The sequence below is a fragment of the Amycolatopsis sp. WQ 127309 genome, from assembly GCF_023023025.1.
Taxonomy (GTDB): domain Bacteria; phylum Actinomycetota; class Actinomycetes; order Mycobacteriales; family Pseudonocardiaceae; genus Amycolatopsis.
On the sequence record NZ_CP095481.1, the window covers coordinates 8717309 to 8732444 of the forward strand.

General features: G+C 72.7%; 9 protein-coding genes. 1 reads left to right on the forward strand and 8 read right to left on the reverse strand.

Annotated features, from left to right (window positions below):
- Positions 1–135 precede the first annotated feature (135 nt).
- The gene (locus MUY22_RS38430) at positions 136–894 is read left to right on the forward strand and encodes an ATP-binding protein (RefSeq protein ID WP_247052085.1); all 759 of its coding nucleotides are present in this window, start codon (positions 136–138) and stop codon (positions 892–894) included.
- Positions 895–898: 4 nt separating this feature from the next.
- Here MUY22_RS38430 and MUY22_RS38435 read toward each other — a convergent pair whose 3' ends face one another.
- The 8 genes from MUY22_RS38435 to MUY22_RS38470 form a co-directional block, all read right to left on the reverse strand.
- A complete protein-coding gene (locus MUY22_RS38435) occupies positions 899–2245 on the reverse strand; it encodes a MiaB/RimO family radical SAM methylthiotransferase (protein ID WP_247064333.1) in 1347 nt (448 codons plus the stop codon).
- 26 nt (positions 2246–2271) lie between these two features.
- Positions 2272–2586: a hypothetical protein gene (locus MUY22_RS38440; RefSeq protein WP_247052086.1), complete on the reverse strand. Its 315-nt coding sequence runs from the start codon at positions 2584–2586 to the stop codon at positions 2272–2274.
- Positions 2587–2681: 95 nt separating this feature from the next.
- Positions 2682–3302, reverse strand: coding sequence for an NAD(P)H-dependent oxidoreductase (locus MUY22_RS38445; RefSeq protein WP_247052087.1), 621 nt, complete (start codon positions 3300–3302; stop codon positions 2682–2684).
- The gene (locus tag MUY22_RS38450) at positions 3299–4237 is read right to left on the reverse strand and encodes a TauD/TfdA family dioxygenase (RefSeq protein WP_247052088.1); all 939 of its coding nucleotides are present in this window, start codon (positions 4235–4237) and stop codon (positions 3299–3301) included. Before MUY22_RS38450 ends, MUY22_RS38445 begins: the two co-directional genes overlap by 4 nt.
- Positions 4234–5502, reverse strand: a complete 1269-nt coding sequence (locus MUY22_RS38455; protein WP_247052089.1) for an ATP-grasp domain-containing protein — start codon at positions 5500–5502, stop codon at positions 4234–4236. Before MUY22_RS38455 ends, MUY22_RS38450 begins: the two co-directional genes overlap by 4 nt.
- On the reverse strand, positions 5499–6761 hold the full coding sequence (locus MUY22_RS38460) for an ATP-grasp domain-containing protein (RefSeq protein ID WP_247052090.1): 1263 nt from the start codon (positions 6759–6761) through the stop codon (positions 5499–5501). Before MUY22_RS38460 ends, MUY22_RS38455 begins: the two co-directional genes overlap by 4 nt.
- The gene (locus MUY22_RS38465) at positions 6758–12157 is read right to left on the reverse strand and encodes a non-ribosomal peptide synthetase/MFS transporter (protein ID WP_247052091.1); all 5400 of its coding nucleotides are present in this window, start codon (positions 12155–12157) and stop codon (positions 6758–6760) included. Before MUY22_RS38465 ends, MUY22_RS38460 begins: the two co-directional genes overlap by 4 nt.
- The gene (locus MUY22_RS38470) at positions 12154–15132 is read right to left on the reverse strand and encodes an amino acid adenylation domain-containing protein (protein WP_247052092.1); all 2979 of its coding nucleotides are present in this window, start codon (positions 15130–15132) and stop codon (positions 12154–12156) included. The genes MUY22_RS38465 and MUY22_RS38470 overlap by 4 nt, the downstream gene beginning before the upstream one ends.
- Between the last annotated feature and the right edge of the window lie 4 nt (positions 15133–15136).

The following is a 15136-nucleotide window of genomic DNA, read 5'->3' on the forward strand; positions in this document are numbered from 1 at the left end:
GGGGCAACCCGAGTTCGTCATTACGGAGTAAACCGGGCACCGCGATCACGACTAGCGTGGATCCATGGAGTCTTCCGTGGGGTCTTCCGGGGCGAGCGCAGTGCGACGACACGCCGGGCGGGCTTGACGGACTTCGTGCCCTCCGGACTGACGCTGCGCCTGACGTCCCGGCCCGGCAGTGCCCTGGTGACCGTGAGCGGAGACCTGGACCTGCCCGGCTACGCGTCCCTGCGGGACGGCCTGCTCAAGGTCGCGGCCGACACGCCGCCGGGCATCGTCGCCGACGTCAGCGCGCTGACCATGGACGAGCTCGCGCCGGCCAGCGTCTTCCCGCTGGTCGCCCGGCGCATCGACGGCTGGCCGGGCATCCCGCTGTCCCTGGTCACGAACCGGCACGCGCACGTGCGGCTGTTGCGCGCCTCGGGGATCGACCGGTTCGTCGCGGTGCACCCGGACGTGGAGACGGCCGAGCACCACCAGAGCACGCCGATCCGGCGCCGGGTGGCCCGGACCCTGCCCCGCACGGGCGGCGCCGCCCCGCTGGCCCGCTCGTTCGTCCGTGAGCTGGCCGGGCGGTGGAACGTGCCCGAGCTGGTCTACGACGGCACCCTGATCGCCGGCGAGCTGGCCGACAACGCCGTCCGGCACACGTCGTCGATCCCGGAGGTGCGGCTGGACCTGCGCCGGGGGTTGCTGACCGTGGCGGTCGCCGACGACGACCCGCGGCCGGCGGTGCTGCTGGAGCGGCCGGACGTGCGCAGCCCGGGTGTCGGCCTCGCCATCGTCGCGCACGCGGCGACGGTCTGGGGCAGCAGCCGCCGGTGGTCCGGCGGCAAGGTCGTCTGGGCGGTCCTCACCTCGGCCCGGCACCGCGAGCGCGGCGAGCCGGTCTGAAGCCCTACGCCGGCTGGAGCCGCGCTTCGAGGTCGGGGCCGTCGGCGCCGACGACTTCGGCCCGGACCAGCTCACCCGCCGCCGGGGCCGTCCCGGTGAACGTGACGGTCCCGTCGACTTCGGGTCCCTGGTGCGCGGCCCAGCCGTGCCCGGCGGGTCCGACCAGCACCTCGACGACCGAGCCGATCCGCTCGGCCGCGCGCCGGCTCCCGGTTTCCTCCGCCAGGAGCGACAGCTCCTCGACGCGCTCCGCGAGCACGTCGGCGGGCACCTTGCCCGGCAGGTCGACGGCTTCGGTGCCGTCCTCGTCCGAGTAGCCGAACACGCCGGCGACGTCCAGCCTGGCTTCATCGAGGAAGCGCTTGGCCTCGGCGAACTCGGCGTCGGTCTCACCGGGGAAGCCCGCGATGAAGTTGGACCGCACGCCGGCCCCCGGCGCCACCGCGCGGATCTTCTCCAGCAGCTGCAGGAACCGATCGCGGTCGCCGAAGCGGCGCATCCGGCGCAGCACCGACCCGCTGGCGTGCTGGAACGACAGGTCGAAGTACGGCGCGACACCGGGTGTCCCGGCGATCGTTTCGAGCAGGCTCGGGCGCAGTTCGGCGGGCTGCAGGTAGTTCACCCGCACCCGGTCGACGACGGCGGTGAGCCGCGGCAGCAGTTTCTCCAAGGCCTGCAGGTCGCCGAGGTCCTTCCCGTACGACGTGGAGTTCTCGCTCACCAGCACCAGTTCGCGGACGCCGTGGCCGGCCAGCCATTCGGCCTCGGCGAGGATCTCGGTCGGCGGCCGGGACACGAACGCGCCGCGGAAACTGGGAATGGCGCAGAAGGTGCAGCGGCGGTCGCAGCCCGACGCCAGCTTGAGCGGGGCGACCGGCCCGCCGCCGAGCCGGTACCGCAACGGCCTCGGCCCGCTGGCCGGGCCGTGGCCGGGAACCGGCGCGGTCACCGCGGCGGGCCGCTGCACCGGCGTGATCGGCAGCAGCAGCCGGCGGTCCTGCGGGGTGTGCGCGGGGTGCGCGCGCCCGTTGACGACGTCCTCGATGCGGGCGCCGATCTCCGGGTAGTCGTCGAAGGAGAGCACGGCGTCGGCTTCGGGCAGCGCGTCGGCGAGTTCACGGCCGTAGCGCTCGGCCATGCAGCCGACGGCGACCACCTTCGCGCCCTTGCCGGACGCGGCCAGGACCGTGTCGATGGACTCCTTCTTCGCGGCTTCGATGAAGCCGCAGGTGTTCACGACGACGACGTCGGCTTCGGCGCCCGGTTCGGCGAGGCGCCACCCCGACGCGTCCAGGCGCGCGGCCAGCTCGTCGGAGTCGACCTCGTTGCGCGCGCAGCCCAAGGTGACCATCGAGACGGTGCGCACGTCCGCCACCGTCAGGACACGACGATGTCGCCGTGGCCCGGCTGGTCGCCGGCGGCCGACACGACGACCGAGTCGCCCTTGGGCCCGTCGCCGATGGCGTTGGTCTGGACCAGCACCGGTGCGTCGACCGCGGGCGTGACCACGCTCAGCGGCAGGTAGGCGGTGATCACCAGCCCGCTCGCCAGCAGCACGCGGGCGACCCGGCGGCGCCGGTCACCGGTTTCCCGGACGCTGACGCAGGTGCCCCACTGCCGGCCGGCCGGCGCTTCCGGCGTGCTCCCCTGACGACGACGACGTTCTTCGGCCATGCGCTCGAGCTTGCTCACGGTTCCCCCTCGGTGAATCCGGTTGCCGGACGGCCCGAGAGTCGCACGCCGCGCGAAAGCCGCTCAAGGTCTTCACCGGAATTGGCCGGAACCGGTCAGCGACCACCGAACAGCCGCGTGACTTCGCCTTCGACGTCGTCCAGCCACCCGGTTCGCCGGTCCGCGCCGGCGTCCGCGACCACCCGCAGCACCAGCCGGGTGACCGCCGGTGCGCCGAGGTAGGGCGCGAGGCAGCGGCGCCAGATGGCGTCGAGCGGGTCGCCGAACAGGGTCCGCTCGCGGTCCTCGGGGGTGTCGGAGGTGTTGACGACGAACAGGTGCTCCAAGGCGAGCAACGACTCGGGGGCGCCGCCCGCGTCGTCGAGCCGGTAGGCCACGCCGGGGACCAGGATCCGGTCGAGCCAGCCGCTCAGGATCGCCGGTGGTTTACCCCACCAGTTCGGGTGAATCGCGACGAGCCCGGCGGCGTCGCGCAGTTCCTCGCGGTGCCGCCGGACCAGCGGATCCGGCTCCGAGGCGAGGAAGTCCTCGGCGTGGGTGCCGCTGGTGTAGGCCTCCTCCGCGGTGAGCACGGGGTTGAAGCCTTCGGCGTACAGGTCGTGGAACCGCACCGGCCGCCCGGCCGCGGCCAGCGCGGCCCGCACCCGGTCGGCGAGCGCGTGGTTGAAGCTGCCCGGCCGGGGGTGGGCGAGCAGGACCACCACCGCCTCGGTCATCCGGTCATCGCGACGAGGATGCGGCGCTTGCCGGTGAACGGCTCGCGGCCGTGGGCCGCCAGCATGTTGTTGACCACCATCACGTCGCCGGCCTGCCACGGGAACGCGTAGCTCACCTCGGCGTAGACCTCGCGGATCTTCTCCAGGTCGGTGATCGGGATCGGGCTGCCGTCGGCGAAGTAGGCGTTGCGCGGCAGGTCGGCCTCCGGGTACAGCTCCAGCAGCGCCTCGCTGACCTCCTCGCCGAGGCTGGAGACGTGGAAGAGGTTGGCCTGGTTGAACCACACGGTCTCACCCGTGTGCGGCTCGTCCACAAAGGACGGCCGGACGTGCCGGGTGCGCAGGCCTTCGTCGGTCCATTCGAGGGTCTGGCCGTTGCGGGCGCAGTACTCCTCGACGACCGCGCGGTCGTCGGTCTGGAACGCCTCCTGCCAGGTGAGCCCGAGGCCCTCGCGGAACGCCCGGGTGTAGGCCACGCCGCCGGAGAACCGGTCGCGGAGGTCCTGGGGCAGCAAGCGGAACATCGCCCGGCTGTCCGCGATCGGCGTCGCGCCGCCGGTCGCGGCCGGGGTGTCGCACAGGAAGAACAGCCGGGCCGGCCAGTGCGCCGAGTAGGAGTTCTCGTTGTGCATCGGAATCGACTCGGCGGGCGGGTACTCCGTCGAGGTGTAGATGTTCCCGGCGACCGCCGAACGCGGCGTCGAGCGCTCGGTGTAGGTGAGCAGCGCGCCGCCGATCGTCTCGGTGACCCGGTTGAACAGGTCGAGGTCGACCGGCAGGCCGCGCAGCAGGATCGCGCCGTGGTCCCGCAGGTGGGCCTGCAACTGCGGCAGGTGCGCTTCGACCCACGCGAGGTCGGGGACCTGGTGGACGGCGATGCGGGTGTGCTCGTTGCCTTCGAGCTGCCCCAGCGGCGCCGCGAGATCGGCGGTCATGACTCCTCCAGTTCGATGCGGATCAGCTTGGTGGCCTCGGCGTGCAGCGCGGCCAGGTCCGCAGCGTCGGCGAACCCGGCGGCGATGATGTTGACGGCGTAGACCTCCTGGTCGCCGCTGAGCACCTGGCCGGGCGAGACGATGGTGACGACCTCGAGGACCTCGGGCAGGGCGGCGACGTCGTCGGTGCCGGTGACGCGCACCAGCCGACCGGCGCCGTCGGCGTAGACGACCAGGTAGCCCACCGGCACCGGCAGGCCGCGCCCGCGCGGGGGCGGCGGGGTGCCGAGGGCGAGCGAGACGGCCTCGGCGGTGACGTCGATGCCGGTGGCCAGCTTGAGCAGGGCGGGTTGCGCGCCGCCGGCCGGGCGGCCGGCGTTCACCTCGACGACGGTCGGGCCGCGCCGCTCGTCGTCGATGATCTCGACGTGCGCGCAGGTGTTGTCGAGGCCCAGCGCGCGGACGGCGTCGAGCACCGCCGACCGGATCGCCGCCGCGCGCTCTTCGGGCAGGTCGAGCGGCGGGCAGACCATGCCCAGCTCGAACTTGCGCTCGTCGATCAGCGGCTTGCCCACGATCCCGACGGCCTCCGCGACGCCGTCGCGGATCAGCACGTCCACCGCGTATTCGGGGCCTTCGAGCAGGCCTTCGACCAGGAACACCCGCAGCGGGTCGATCGAGCCGGGCAGGGTCCGGTGGTAACGCGCGTCCGGCGACCGCGGGAGCCGGGTCGCGAGCAGGTCGTGGGCCGCGGCCAGCTCGTCCACTGTGGACACCGTGCGGACCAGGGTGCTGGCCGCGCCGTTGACCGGCTTGACGATCGCCGGGAGCCCGACCGTTTCGGCGATCTTCGCGGCGTCGGCCGGGTCGGCGAACAACGCGCACGGCGGGCCGGGCAACCCCGCTTCGGCCAGGGCCTTCCGGACGGCGAACTTGTTGTGCGCCACGACGAAGACGTCGGCCGGGCAGCGGGCGACGCCGAGCAGCTCGGCCACCCGGGCGGTGCTCGCGATGATCCCTTCCGCGGCGGTGAGCACTCCCCCGGGTTCGGGGTCGCGCGCCCGGATCGCGTCGGCGACCGCCGCCGCGTCCCGGACGTCGTCGACGACCACGAAACCGTCGACGATCGCCGTCAGCTCGGCGCGCTCGGCGTCATCCAGGGCCTCGGTGACCAGCTCGGCCCGGAAGCCCTCCCGGCGCACGGCCGCGACGACGTCCTGGATCCAGTGCCCGCGGGTCTCGCGGACGACGAACGCGGTCTTCACGAGACCTCCAGCCGGATCAGCTCGCTCGCCTCGGCGTGCAGGGCGACGAGGTCTTCGTGGTCGGCGAACCCGGCGACGACCAGGTTCACCGCGTACGTCTCCTGCTCGTCGGTCAGCACCTGGCCGGGTGAGACCGTGGTGACGACGTCGACGACCTCGGGCAGCGCGGCGACCTCGTCGAGCCCGCCGATGCCGGTCAGCGTGCCGGAACCGGTGGCGTAGAGGATCAGCATCCCCAGCGGGATCGGCAGTTTCGCCGGTTCCCGCGCGGGCGGCGGCGCACCCAGCGCCAGGGCGGTCAGCTCGGCGAAGACGTCGATCCCGGTCCGCAGCTTGGCCAGCAGCGGCATGATCGAGCCCGCCGGGCGGCCGGCGTTGACCTCGACGATCGTCGGGCCGCGCCGCTCGTCGTCGATGATCTCGACGTGCGCGACCGTGTTGTCCAGGCCCAGCGCTGTCACCGCGGCCGAGGCGGCCGACGTGACCAGCGCGGCCCGCTCGTCGGTGAGCCCGGCGGGCGGGCAGGACAGGACCAGCTCGAACTTGCGCTCGTCGATCAGCGGCTTGTCGAGGATCTCGACCGGCTCGGGGACGCCGTCGCGGATCAGCACGTCGACCGCGTACTCGGGGCCGCGCAGGAACCCTTCCACGAGGAACGTCTTCGCCGGGTCCAGCGCGCCCAGCGGGCGGTGGTAGCGCGGATCGGCGGACTCGGGCAGCCGCAACGCCAGCAGCTCGTACGCCGCCGCCAGTTCGTCCACTGTGGACACCGTGCGCACGAGGTTGCTGCCCGCGCCGTTGACCGGCTTGACGATCGCCGGAAGGCCCACCTGCGAGGCCACGTCAGCGGCCTCCGTGGCCGACGAGATCAGCGCGAACCCCGGTCCGGGCAGCCCGGCCGCCGCGAGGGCTTCCCGGACGGCGTACTTGCTGGCGCACCGGGTGAACGCCGACGCCGGGCCGCGTGCGACGCCGAGCAGCTCGGCGACCCGGGCGGTGCTCTCGATGGCACCGTCGGAACCGGTGAGCACCGCCGCGGGCGCGGACGTGATCTCGCGGATCTTCGCGGCGACGGCTTCGGCGTCGTAGACGTCGTCCACGGCCACGACGTCGTCCACCAGCGCGGCGAGCGACGTCCGCTCCGCCGCGTCCACCGGCGGGGCGAGCAGGACCGCGCGGTGGCCGGCCGCGTGCACCGCGGCGGCGACCTCGCCGACCCAGTGCCCGCGCGCCTCCCTGATCAGCACCACGACGCTCACGCCGCCTCCTTCCCCGCGAGCTTCCGCTCGCGCACCTGCGCGCCGACCAGGTCGTCCGGCAGCGAGTCCGGCACCTCGGTGTCGAACCGGCGCAGCAGCTTGACGGCGAACCCGCCGACGTTGATCAGCAGCAGGATCAGCGCGTAGACGACGTAGACGAGCCCGACCCCGCGGCCTTCCCCGGTGCCGAGGATCGAGCCGACCGACCCGGTGAGAGCGCCGCCGGGAGCCAGCAGCGGCGAGAACCAGCCGACGGCCAGCGGCGCCAGCACGGCGAAGCCGATCGGCAGGGTGGACCAGGTGATCGTCTGGTTGATCGCGAACACCCGGCCGTGGTAGCGCTGCGGCACCTTGACCTGCACGAGCGTCGCGTAGATGCCCTGCGACACGGCCATCGCCGCGGCCAGCAGGAACACCCCGGCGGCGACGACGATCAGCGACGGGCGCAGGCCCATCACCAGGCAGCCGAGCGCGATGCCGACGTTGCCGACGAGCACGCCGACCATCCGCCGCTTGCGGGGCCCGCCCCACAGCGCCATCCCGATGCCGCCGGCCACGGCGCCGACCGCCTCGGCCAGCGCGACCTGGGCGACGTCGGTGACCGTGCCGAACGAGAGCACCAGCGGCGAGACGAGCACCAGCGCGGGCGCCAGGAAGACGTTGGCCAGCGCGAAGTACAGCAGCATGGTGCGGAAGCCGCGGTGGTTCCACGAGTACTTCAGCCCGCCGGCGATCGCCGTCAGCAGCGGTTCGCGCGGGCGCCAGCCGAGCAGGTCGGGGAACCGGACGAACAGCAGGCTGACGATGGCGAAGGCGTAGCTCACCATGTCGAGGACCAGAATTCCGGACAGCTGGATCGCGGCCAGCAGGCCGGCGGCGATCACCGGCATGAGCAGCTGGGCGAAGCCGTTGGACAGCTGCGCGAGGCCCATCGCGTGCCCGAGGTACTGCTTGGGCACGAGCTGGGCGACCGACGACTGGTAGGCGATCCGCTGCAGCGACCCCGCGACCGACCCGAGCGGGATCAGCACGTAGATGAACCAGAGCTGCAGGTTGTCCGCGACCAGCAACAAGGCGAGCGCGAGCTGGATGAGCCCGGCGATCGCGCTGGCCGCGATCATGATCTTCCGGCGGTCGCCGCGGTCGACCAGGGCGCCGGCCACCGGCAGGATCAGCACCCCGCACATCAGGGCCAGCGCCCAGAGGAGGCCGAGGTCGGTGACCGAGCCGGTGCGGGTGTAGAGCCAGATCGGCACCGCGAACGACGTCAGCGCCGAACCGGTCGAGGAGACCAGCTGGCCGATGGTGACCGTGACGAACCGGGCCATGCTCGGTGGCACCACGGGCTTCTCGTCCACGTCGGCCGTGTGCGTGTCGTGCACCGCCCAGCCCGCGTCCTCGCCCCGCTTCGCGACGTGCAGCTCGCCCGGGTCGTCCAGCGCGGGGTGGACGCGGGTGATGATCTCGGCCAGCTCGTCCGCGCGGTAGCGGAGGAAGAAGTGCCCGGCCTGGTCCAGCACGACCAGCGCGGTGCGGTCGGTGAGGAACTCCCACTCGCGGTAGCGCTCGGCGTAGTAGTCGGTGACCGGGTCCTCCGAGCCGACGACCGCGATGATCGGGGCGCGCAGCTTGGCGACGCGGGCGTCGAGCAGGCCGCTGAAGTACTCCTCGGCGGCGCGGCTGTCGGCGCGCATGTTGCTGATGATCCGGTCGGCCTGGTCCGGGTCGAGCTCCTCGGTGTCGACGCCCATGCCCTTGAGCCAGTCCGCGTAGTACCGGTTGCTGCGCAGCTTCTCCAGCTTCGTGCGCAGGGTGCCGACCGCGCCCTTGATCCGCGCGAACGGGAAGATCGCGCCGATGTGGACTACTTCAAGCTCGCGGCCGCGTTCCTCCAGCCGGCGGGCGACGCCGACGGCGAGCGCGTTGCCGACGCCGCAGTGGCCGTAGATGGCCAGCGGGCCGTCGATGCGCTCGAGGACCTCGTCGGCCAGCCGCTCGACCAGTTCGTCGAATGGCACGGCTTCCTCGGCCAGGCCGACGTCGTGACCCGGGATCGCCACCGAGTACAGCGAATAGCCGGCGGGCAGCGCGTCGGCGAGGGGCTGGTAGACGATCGCGCTGCCGCCGCCGTACGGGAAGCACACGTAGGTGAGCGTCCGCTGTTTCACCGGCTTGGTCAGCTCGTAGAGCAGGTGCCCGGAGTCGTCGCGATCGCCGTCGAGGAACGCCGCCAGCTCCCGGATGGTCCGGTGCTGGAACAGGTCCATCACACCCGCTTGGTGCCCGGCCTTCGCGATCCGCGCGACCACCTGGGTGGCGAGCATCGAGTGGCCGCCGAGGTCGAAGAAGTCGTCGTCGACGCCCAGCTCGTCCACCTTGAGGACGTCGCGCCAGATGTCCGCGAGGAGGATCTCCAGGGGCGTCGACGGGGCGACGAGTTCCGTGCTCGCGTCGCGGCTCGCGACCGGTGCGGGCAGGGCCTTGCGGTCGAGCTTCCCGTTGGGGGTCAACGGAAGTTCGTCGAGGGTGACGAACGACGGTGGGACCATGTAGTCCGGCAGGGTGAGCTTCAACGCCGTCCGCAGCGCCCCGGCGTCCGCGTCACCGACGACGTACCCGACCAGGCGCTTGTCGCCCGGGGTGTCCTCGCGGACGAGCACCACCGCGTCGCGGACGCCGTCCTGCTCACGCAACGCCGTCTCGATCTCGCCCAGTTCGATGCGCAGGCCGCGGAGCTTGACCTGGTGGTCGATGCGGCCGAGGAAGGCGATCGTGCCGTCCGGGCGCCAGTGGGCTAGGTCGCCGGTGCGGTACATCCGTCCACTGTGGAACGGGTCCGGGACGAACTTCTCGGCCGTCAGCTCGGGCCGGTTGTGGTAGCCGAGCGCCAAGCCGACACCCGCGATGTGCAGCTCGCCGGGGACGCCGACCGGGCACGGGTTTCCGCGCTGGTCCAGGACGTAGATCCGCAGGTTGCGGATCGGTGCGCCGATGGGCACCGACGCGACGTCGGCCAGCGCCTCGGGCGTGCAGTGCCACGCCGTGACGTCGATCGCGGCCTCGGTCGGGCCGTAGAGGTTGTGGAGTTCGCAGTGCGGCAGCCGGGTGGTGAACTCCCGGGCCGTGACCAGGGGCAGTTCCTCACCGCTGCAGACCACGCGGCGCAACGACGTCACCGAGTCGATCTCCGGCTCCGCGAGGAACAGGGTCAGCATCGACGGTACGAAGTGGGCCGTGGTGATCCGCTCGGAGACCAGCAGGTCACGCAGGTAGGCCGCGTCCTTGTGGCCGCCCGGCTCGGCCAGCACCAGCCGGGCGCCGGTGCTGAGCGGCCAGAAGAACTCCCACACGGAGACGTCGAAGCTCGCCGGGGTCTTCTGCAGGACCGCGTCCGTGCCGTCGAGGCCGTAGGCGCGGTGCATCCAGTCGAGGCGGTTGACGATGCCGCGGTGGCCGTTCGGCACGCCCTTCGGCCGTCCGGTGGAGCCCGAGGTGTAGATGACGTACGCCGGATCGTCCGGCCCGGCCGGGGTGTCCAGTGTGGACTCGGGCCCGGTCAGGTCGTCGAGGACGACGACGGTCGCGTCGCCCGGCGGCAGGGTGTCGCGCAGCGCGGCCTGGGTGAGGACCACCGGCGCGGCCGCGTCGTCGAGCATGAACGCGAGCCGGTCGGCCGGGTACTCCGGATCCAGCGGGACGTACGCGCCGCCCGCCTTCAGCACCCCCAGCAGGCCGGTGACCAGTTCGAACGATCGGTTCGCGAAGACGCCGACCAGCGTGCCCGGGCCGACACTCAGCTCACGCAGGCGGTGCGCGACGCGGTTGGCGCGGGCGTCCAGTTCCCGGTAGGACAGGGACTCGCCGCGGAACGTCAGCGCGGGCGCGTCCGGGGTGCGGGCGACCTGGGCCTCGACCAGGCCGTGGAGCGTGCCCGGCGGGATCTCCCCCGCCGTGTCGTTCCAGCGGTTCAGCACCAGGTCCCGCTGGTCGCCCAGGAGGTCCAGTTCGGACACCGCCCGCGTCGGGTCGGCGACGATCGAGCGCAGCAGCGTCACCAGGCGGTCGGCCATCCCGGCGACGGTCACCGCGTCGAACAGCGCGGTGTTGTGGATGAACTTGCCGATCAGGCCGGACTCGATCTCGATCGCGTGGAACTCGAAGTCGAACCGGGTGGCGGGCAGGTCCATCGGCAGCCAGCGGAAGTCCACTTCGGACTCACCCGCCGCGGCCATCCGGCCCATCTCGTAGTTCTGCAGCGCGAACATCGCCTGGAACACCGGCGAGCGGCTGACGTCCCGGGGTACGCCCAGGGCGTTGACCAGGCGTTCGAAGGGGACGTCGGCGTGGTCGAACGCGTCGAGCACGTGCCGTCGGGTCCGGTCCAGCAGCTCGGTGAAGCTCGGGTCGCCGGCCAGCTGGGCGCGCAGCGGCAGCATGTTGATGAACATGCCGACGACACCTTCCAGCTCGGGCAGCCCGCGCCCGGCCGACGACGACCCGACGGCGAAGTCCTCTTGCCCGGAGTACCGCGACAGCAGCAGCTGGTAAGCCGCGAGGAGCGTCATGAAGAGCGTGACGCCGTGTTCGCGGCTCAGCTCGCCGAGCGCCCGGGCGAGGTCCTGCTCGACGAAGAACTCGTGGATGGCACCGTCGAACGTCTGGGTCGCCGGGCGCGGCCGGTCCGTCGGCAGCTCCAGGGGTTCGACGCCGCGGAGGGTGTCCTGCCAGTGGTCCAGCTGCCGGTCGAGTTCGGTGCCGGTGAGCGTCCGGCGTTGCCAGTGCGCGAAGTCGCCGTAGCCGATGGTCAGCGCGGGCAGGCCGGCGGCGGTGCCGTGGTAGTGCGCGGCGAGGTCGCGCAGCAGCAGGTCGACCGACCAGCCGTCGCCGACGATGTGGTGCGTGCAGACGGCGAGGAGGTGCTCGTCGTCGGCGATCCGGACGAGGGTGGCGCGCAGCAGCGGGCCGTCGACCAGGTCGAACGGCTCGGCCGCGGCGGCGTCGACTGCGGCCCGCGCGGCTTCCTCGTCACCGGCGTCCACCAAGGACAGCGGCACGGTGGCGACCGGTTCGAGGCGGACGGATGGCTGCCCGTCCTCCCCCGCCGGGAACCGCATCCGCAGCGACTCGTGCCGGACCGGGAGGGCGTCGAGGGCGGCCTGCAGCTGCCGCTGATCGACGCGGCCGGTGAGGCGGATCGGGACCGGGATGTTGTACGACGTGGTCCCGGGCGCGAACTGCTCCATGAACCAGACGCGTTCCTGCTGGTAGGACAGCGGGACGGGGTCGCCGTCCGGGCGCGGGGTGATGGTCGCGGCCGGTTCGGCGCGCCGGCGCAGCCGTCGTTCCAGCAGGGCCCGGCGCGCGGCGGCGCTGCCGGTCTCGTCGATCGTCGTCACGCCTGCTCGCTTTCGGCCAGCTGGGCCTGGACCTCTTCGTCGCTGAGCTGGTCGAGGTCTTCTTCCAGCCGCCGCTGGACCTCGGCCGCGAGCCCCGCCACCGTGGTGAACGAGAAGAGCCCGCGCACCGGCAGTTCGACGCCGACCTGCTTGCGGATCCGGGCCATCGCGCGGATGGCCAGGAGGGAGTTACCGCCGTGGGCGAAGAAGTCGTCGTGCACACCGAGCTTCTCGACGCCCAGGAGTTCACCGAGCACCTCGGCGACCAGTTCCTCGGCCGCGGTGCTCGGGGCGACGTACTCCGTCTCCGCGCCGAGCTGGGGATCGGGCAGCGCGGCGCGGTCGAGCTTGCCGCTGGCCGCGACCGGCAGGGCGTCCAGCGTGACGAACAGCGTGGGCACCAGGTACTCCGGCAGGCTCTTGCGGAGTGTGTCCGCTGCGCCTTCGGCAGTGCCGACGACGTACCCGACGAGGGTGCCTTCGCGGACGGCGACGGCCGCGTCCCGGACGTCCGGCAGTTCCCGGAGCGCGGTTTCGACTTCGCCGGGCTCGATGCGGTAGCCGCGCAGCTTGACCTGGTCGTCGGTGCGGCCGAGGTACTCGAGGGTGCCGTCGCGGCGCCAGCGGGCGAGGTCGCCGGTGTTGTACATCCGGCCGAACGGGCCGTCGGGGAAGCGTTCCGCGGTCAGCTCGGGCAGGCCGAGGTAGCCGTCGGCGAGCTGGGCACCAGCCAGGTGGAGCCGGCCCGCGACACCCGGCGGGACCGGCCGCAGCCGGTCGTCGAGGACGTAGACGCGGGTGCCGGGGATCGGGCGGCCGATCGGCACCGGGCCGTCGACCGGACCGTCGAGCCGGTGGGCGACGCAGCCGACAGTGGCCTCGGTCGGCCCGTACTCGTTGGTGACGGTCGCGGCGAACTGCCGCACGACCTCGCCCATCAGCGCCTCGCCGCCGAGGACCAGGTCACCGGTGGGGTACGACTCCTCCGGCAGCACGGCGAGGTGCGTCGGCGTCGCCTTGACGAAGTCCGGCCGCCCGGAGTCCACAATGGACCCACCGGCGGTGAGCGGGCCGAGCAGCGTCGTCACGGTCAGGTCGAACGACGCCGACGTGTGCAGCAGCGCCCGGCCGCTCAGGCTCGGGTACGCCTCGCGTGCCCAGGCCAGGTAGGTGGCCAGGGCGCGGTGCCCGACCTCGACGCCCTTGGGACGGCCGGTCGAGCCGGACGTGTAGATGACGTAGGCGATGCCGTCCGGCGCGGGTGGGTTCTCCGTGGACGAGTCCGCCCACACCGCCGGGTCGCTCAGGTCCAGGGTCTCGGCGTCGAGGGTGACGCCGCTGGTGAGCACCACGCGGGCCCCGGCGTCGGCCAGGACCAGAGCCTGCCGCGGGGCCGGGTTGGCCGGGTCGAGCGGGACGTAGGCGGCGCCGCTCTTCAGCGCACCCACGATGCCCACGACCAGGTCGGCCGAGTTCGGCGCGCACACGCCGACCACACCACCGGCGCCGAGGCGGTGCGCGACGCGGTTGGCCCGCTCGTTCAGCTCGGCGTACGTCAGGCGCACGCCGCCCAGGTCGACCGCCACCGCGTCCGGGGTCTGCGTCACCTGCTCCTCGAAGCGGGTGACGACCAGCGGAGCGTCCGAAGTGGACGTTCCACTCCACTCCAGCACCTGGGCGCGCTCGGCGTCCGAAAGCAGCGGGAGATCCGCCACCGGCGTCGCGGGGTCCTCGACCGCTGCCGAGAGCAGGCCCAGGAACCGGGCCACCATGGACTCGGCCGTGGCCCGGTCGAACAGGTCGGTGCGGTAGAGCAGGCGGCCGTCGACCGCGGTGAGGTCGATCGCGACGTCGTCCTTGGCCGTGGCGTAGCGGACCGGCTCGATGCCCGAGTCGGGGATGAAGTTGAAGCCGATCTGGTAGAGCGCCTGTACCGCCGGGTCACGCTCCGGGCGGACCGCGTCCGCGACCAGCTGGAACGGCACCCGGCCGTGCTCGATCGCGTCCAGCACCGCCGTACGGACCCGGCCGACCAGGTCGGCGAACGACGGGTCACCACCGAGGTCGACGCGGATGGCCAGCTGGTTGACGAACATCCCGATCAGCGGCGCCAGCTCCGGCAGGTCGCGCCCGGCGACCGGCACCCCGACGACGACGTCGTCCTGGCCGGACAGCCGGGACAGCAGCGCGGTGTACCCGGCCAGCAGCACCATGAACGGTGACGCCGACAGCTCGCGGCCGACCATGCCGGCCTTCTCGAGCAGGCCGTCGGGCAGGTCGAAGTCGACCTGGTCGCCGGCGAACCCGAACTCGGCGGGCCGCGGCCGGTCGGTGGGCAGGCTGTGCACGGGCGGGAGCCCGGCCAGCCGCTCGCGCCAGTACTCCAGCTGGGCGCGCACCAGCGGCAGCTGGCCGCGCTGCCACGCCGAGTAGTCCGGGTACTGGATGGCGAGGTCGGGCAGCTTCGGCAGCCGCCCCTCGGCGACGGCGTCGCAGGCCTCGTTCAGCTCGCTCGACAGCACCGGCACGGATCCGGCATCGAACACCGTGTGGTGCACGACGAAGGTGAGCAGCCAGTCGGTGTCGGCCAGGCGGCACAGCTGGGCCCGCCACGGCGGCGCGGCGTCCAGGGGGATCGGGCGGCGGGCGATCGCCTGGGCCAGCTCGGCCGCACGCGCCTCCCGCGCGTCGGCCGGGAGGTCACGCAGGTCGTGCACCTCCGGCTCGATCGGCACGTGCTCGTGCACGACCTGGACGAGCGCGCCGTCTGCCATCCGGAACGCGGTGCGCAGTGCCTCGTGCCGGCCGACGATCACGCCGATCGCGGCCCGCCACTGCGACTCGGTGAGCGGCAGGTCCTGCCGCACCTGGCACGGCAGGTTGTACACCGGCGAGGCGGGGTCGAGCTGGTTCGACAGCCAGATCCGCTCCTGCCCGAACGAGGCCGGGAACGTCCATTCCTTCGTGTCGGTCATGTCT

Excerpts from the sequence above, each read along its gene's own strand:
- MUY22_RS38435 (WP_247064333.1), bottom strand. The coding sequence starts at position 2,245 with ATGGTCACCTTGGGCTGCGCGCGCAACGAGGTCGACTCCGACGAGCTG.
- MUY22_RS38445 (WP_247052087.1), bottom strand. The coding sequence starts at position 3,302 with ATGACCGAGGCGGTGGTGGTCCTGCTCGCCCACCCCCGGCCGGGCAGC.
- MUY22_RS38450 (WP_247052088.1), bottom strand. The coding sequence starts at position 4,237 with ATGACCGCCGATCTCGCGGCGCCGCTGGGGCAGCTCGAAGGCAACGAG.
- MUY22_RS38470 (WP_247052092.1), bottom strand. The coding sequence starts at position 15,132 with ATGACCGACACGAAGGAATGGACGTTCCCGGCCTCGTTCGGGCAGGAG.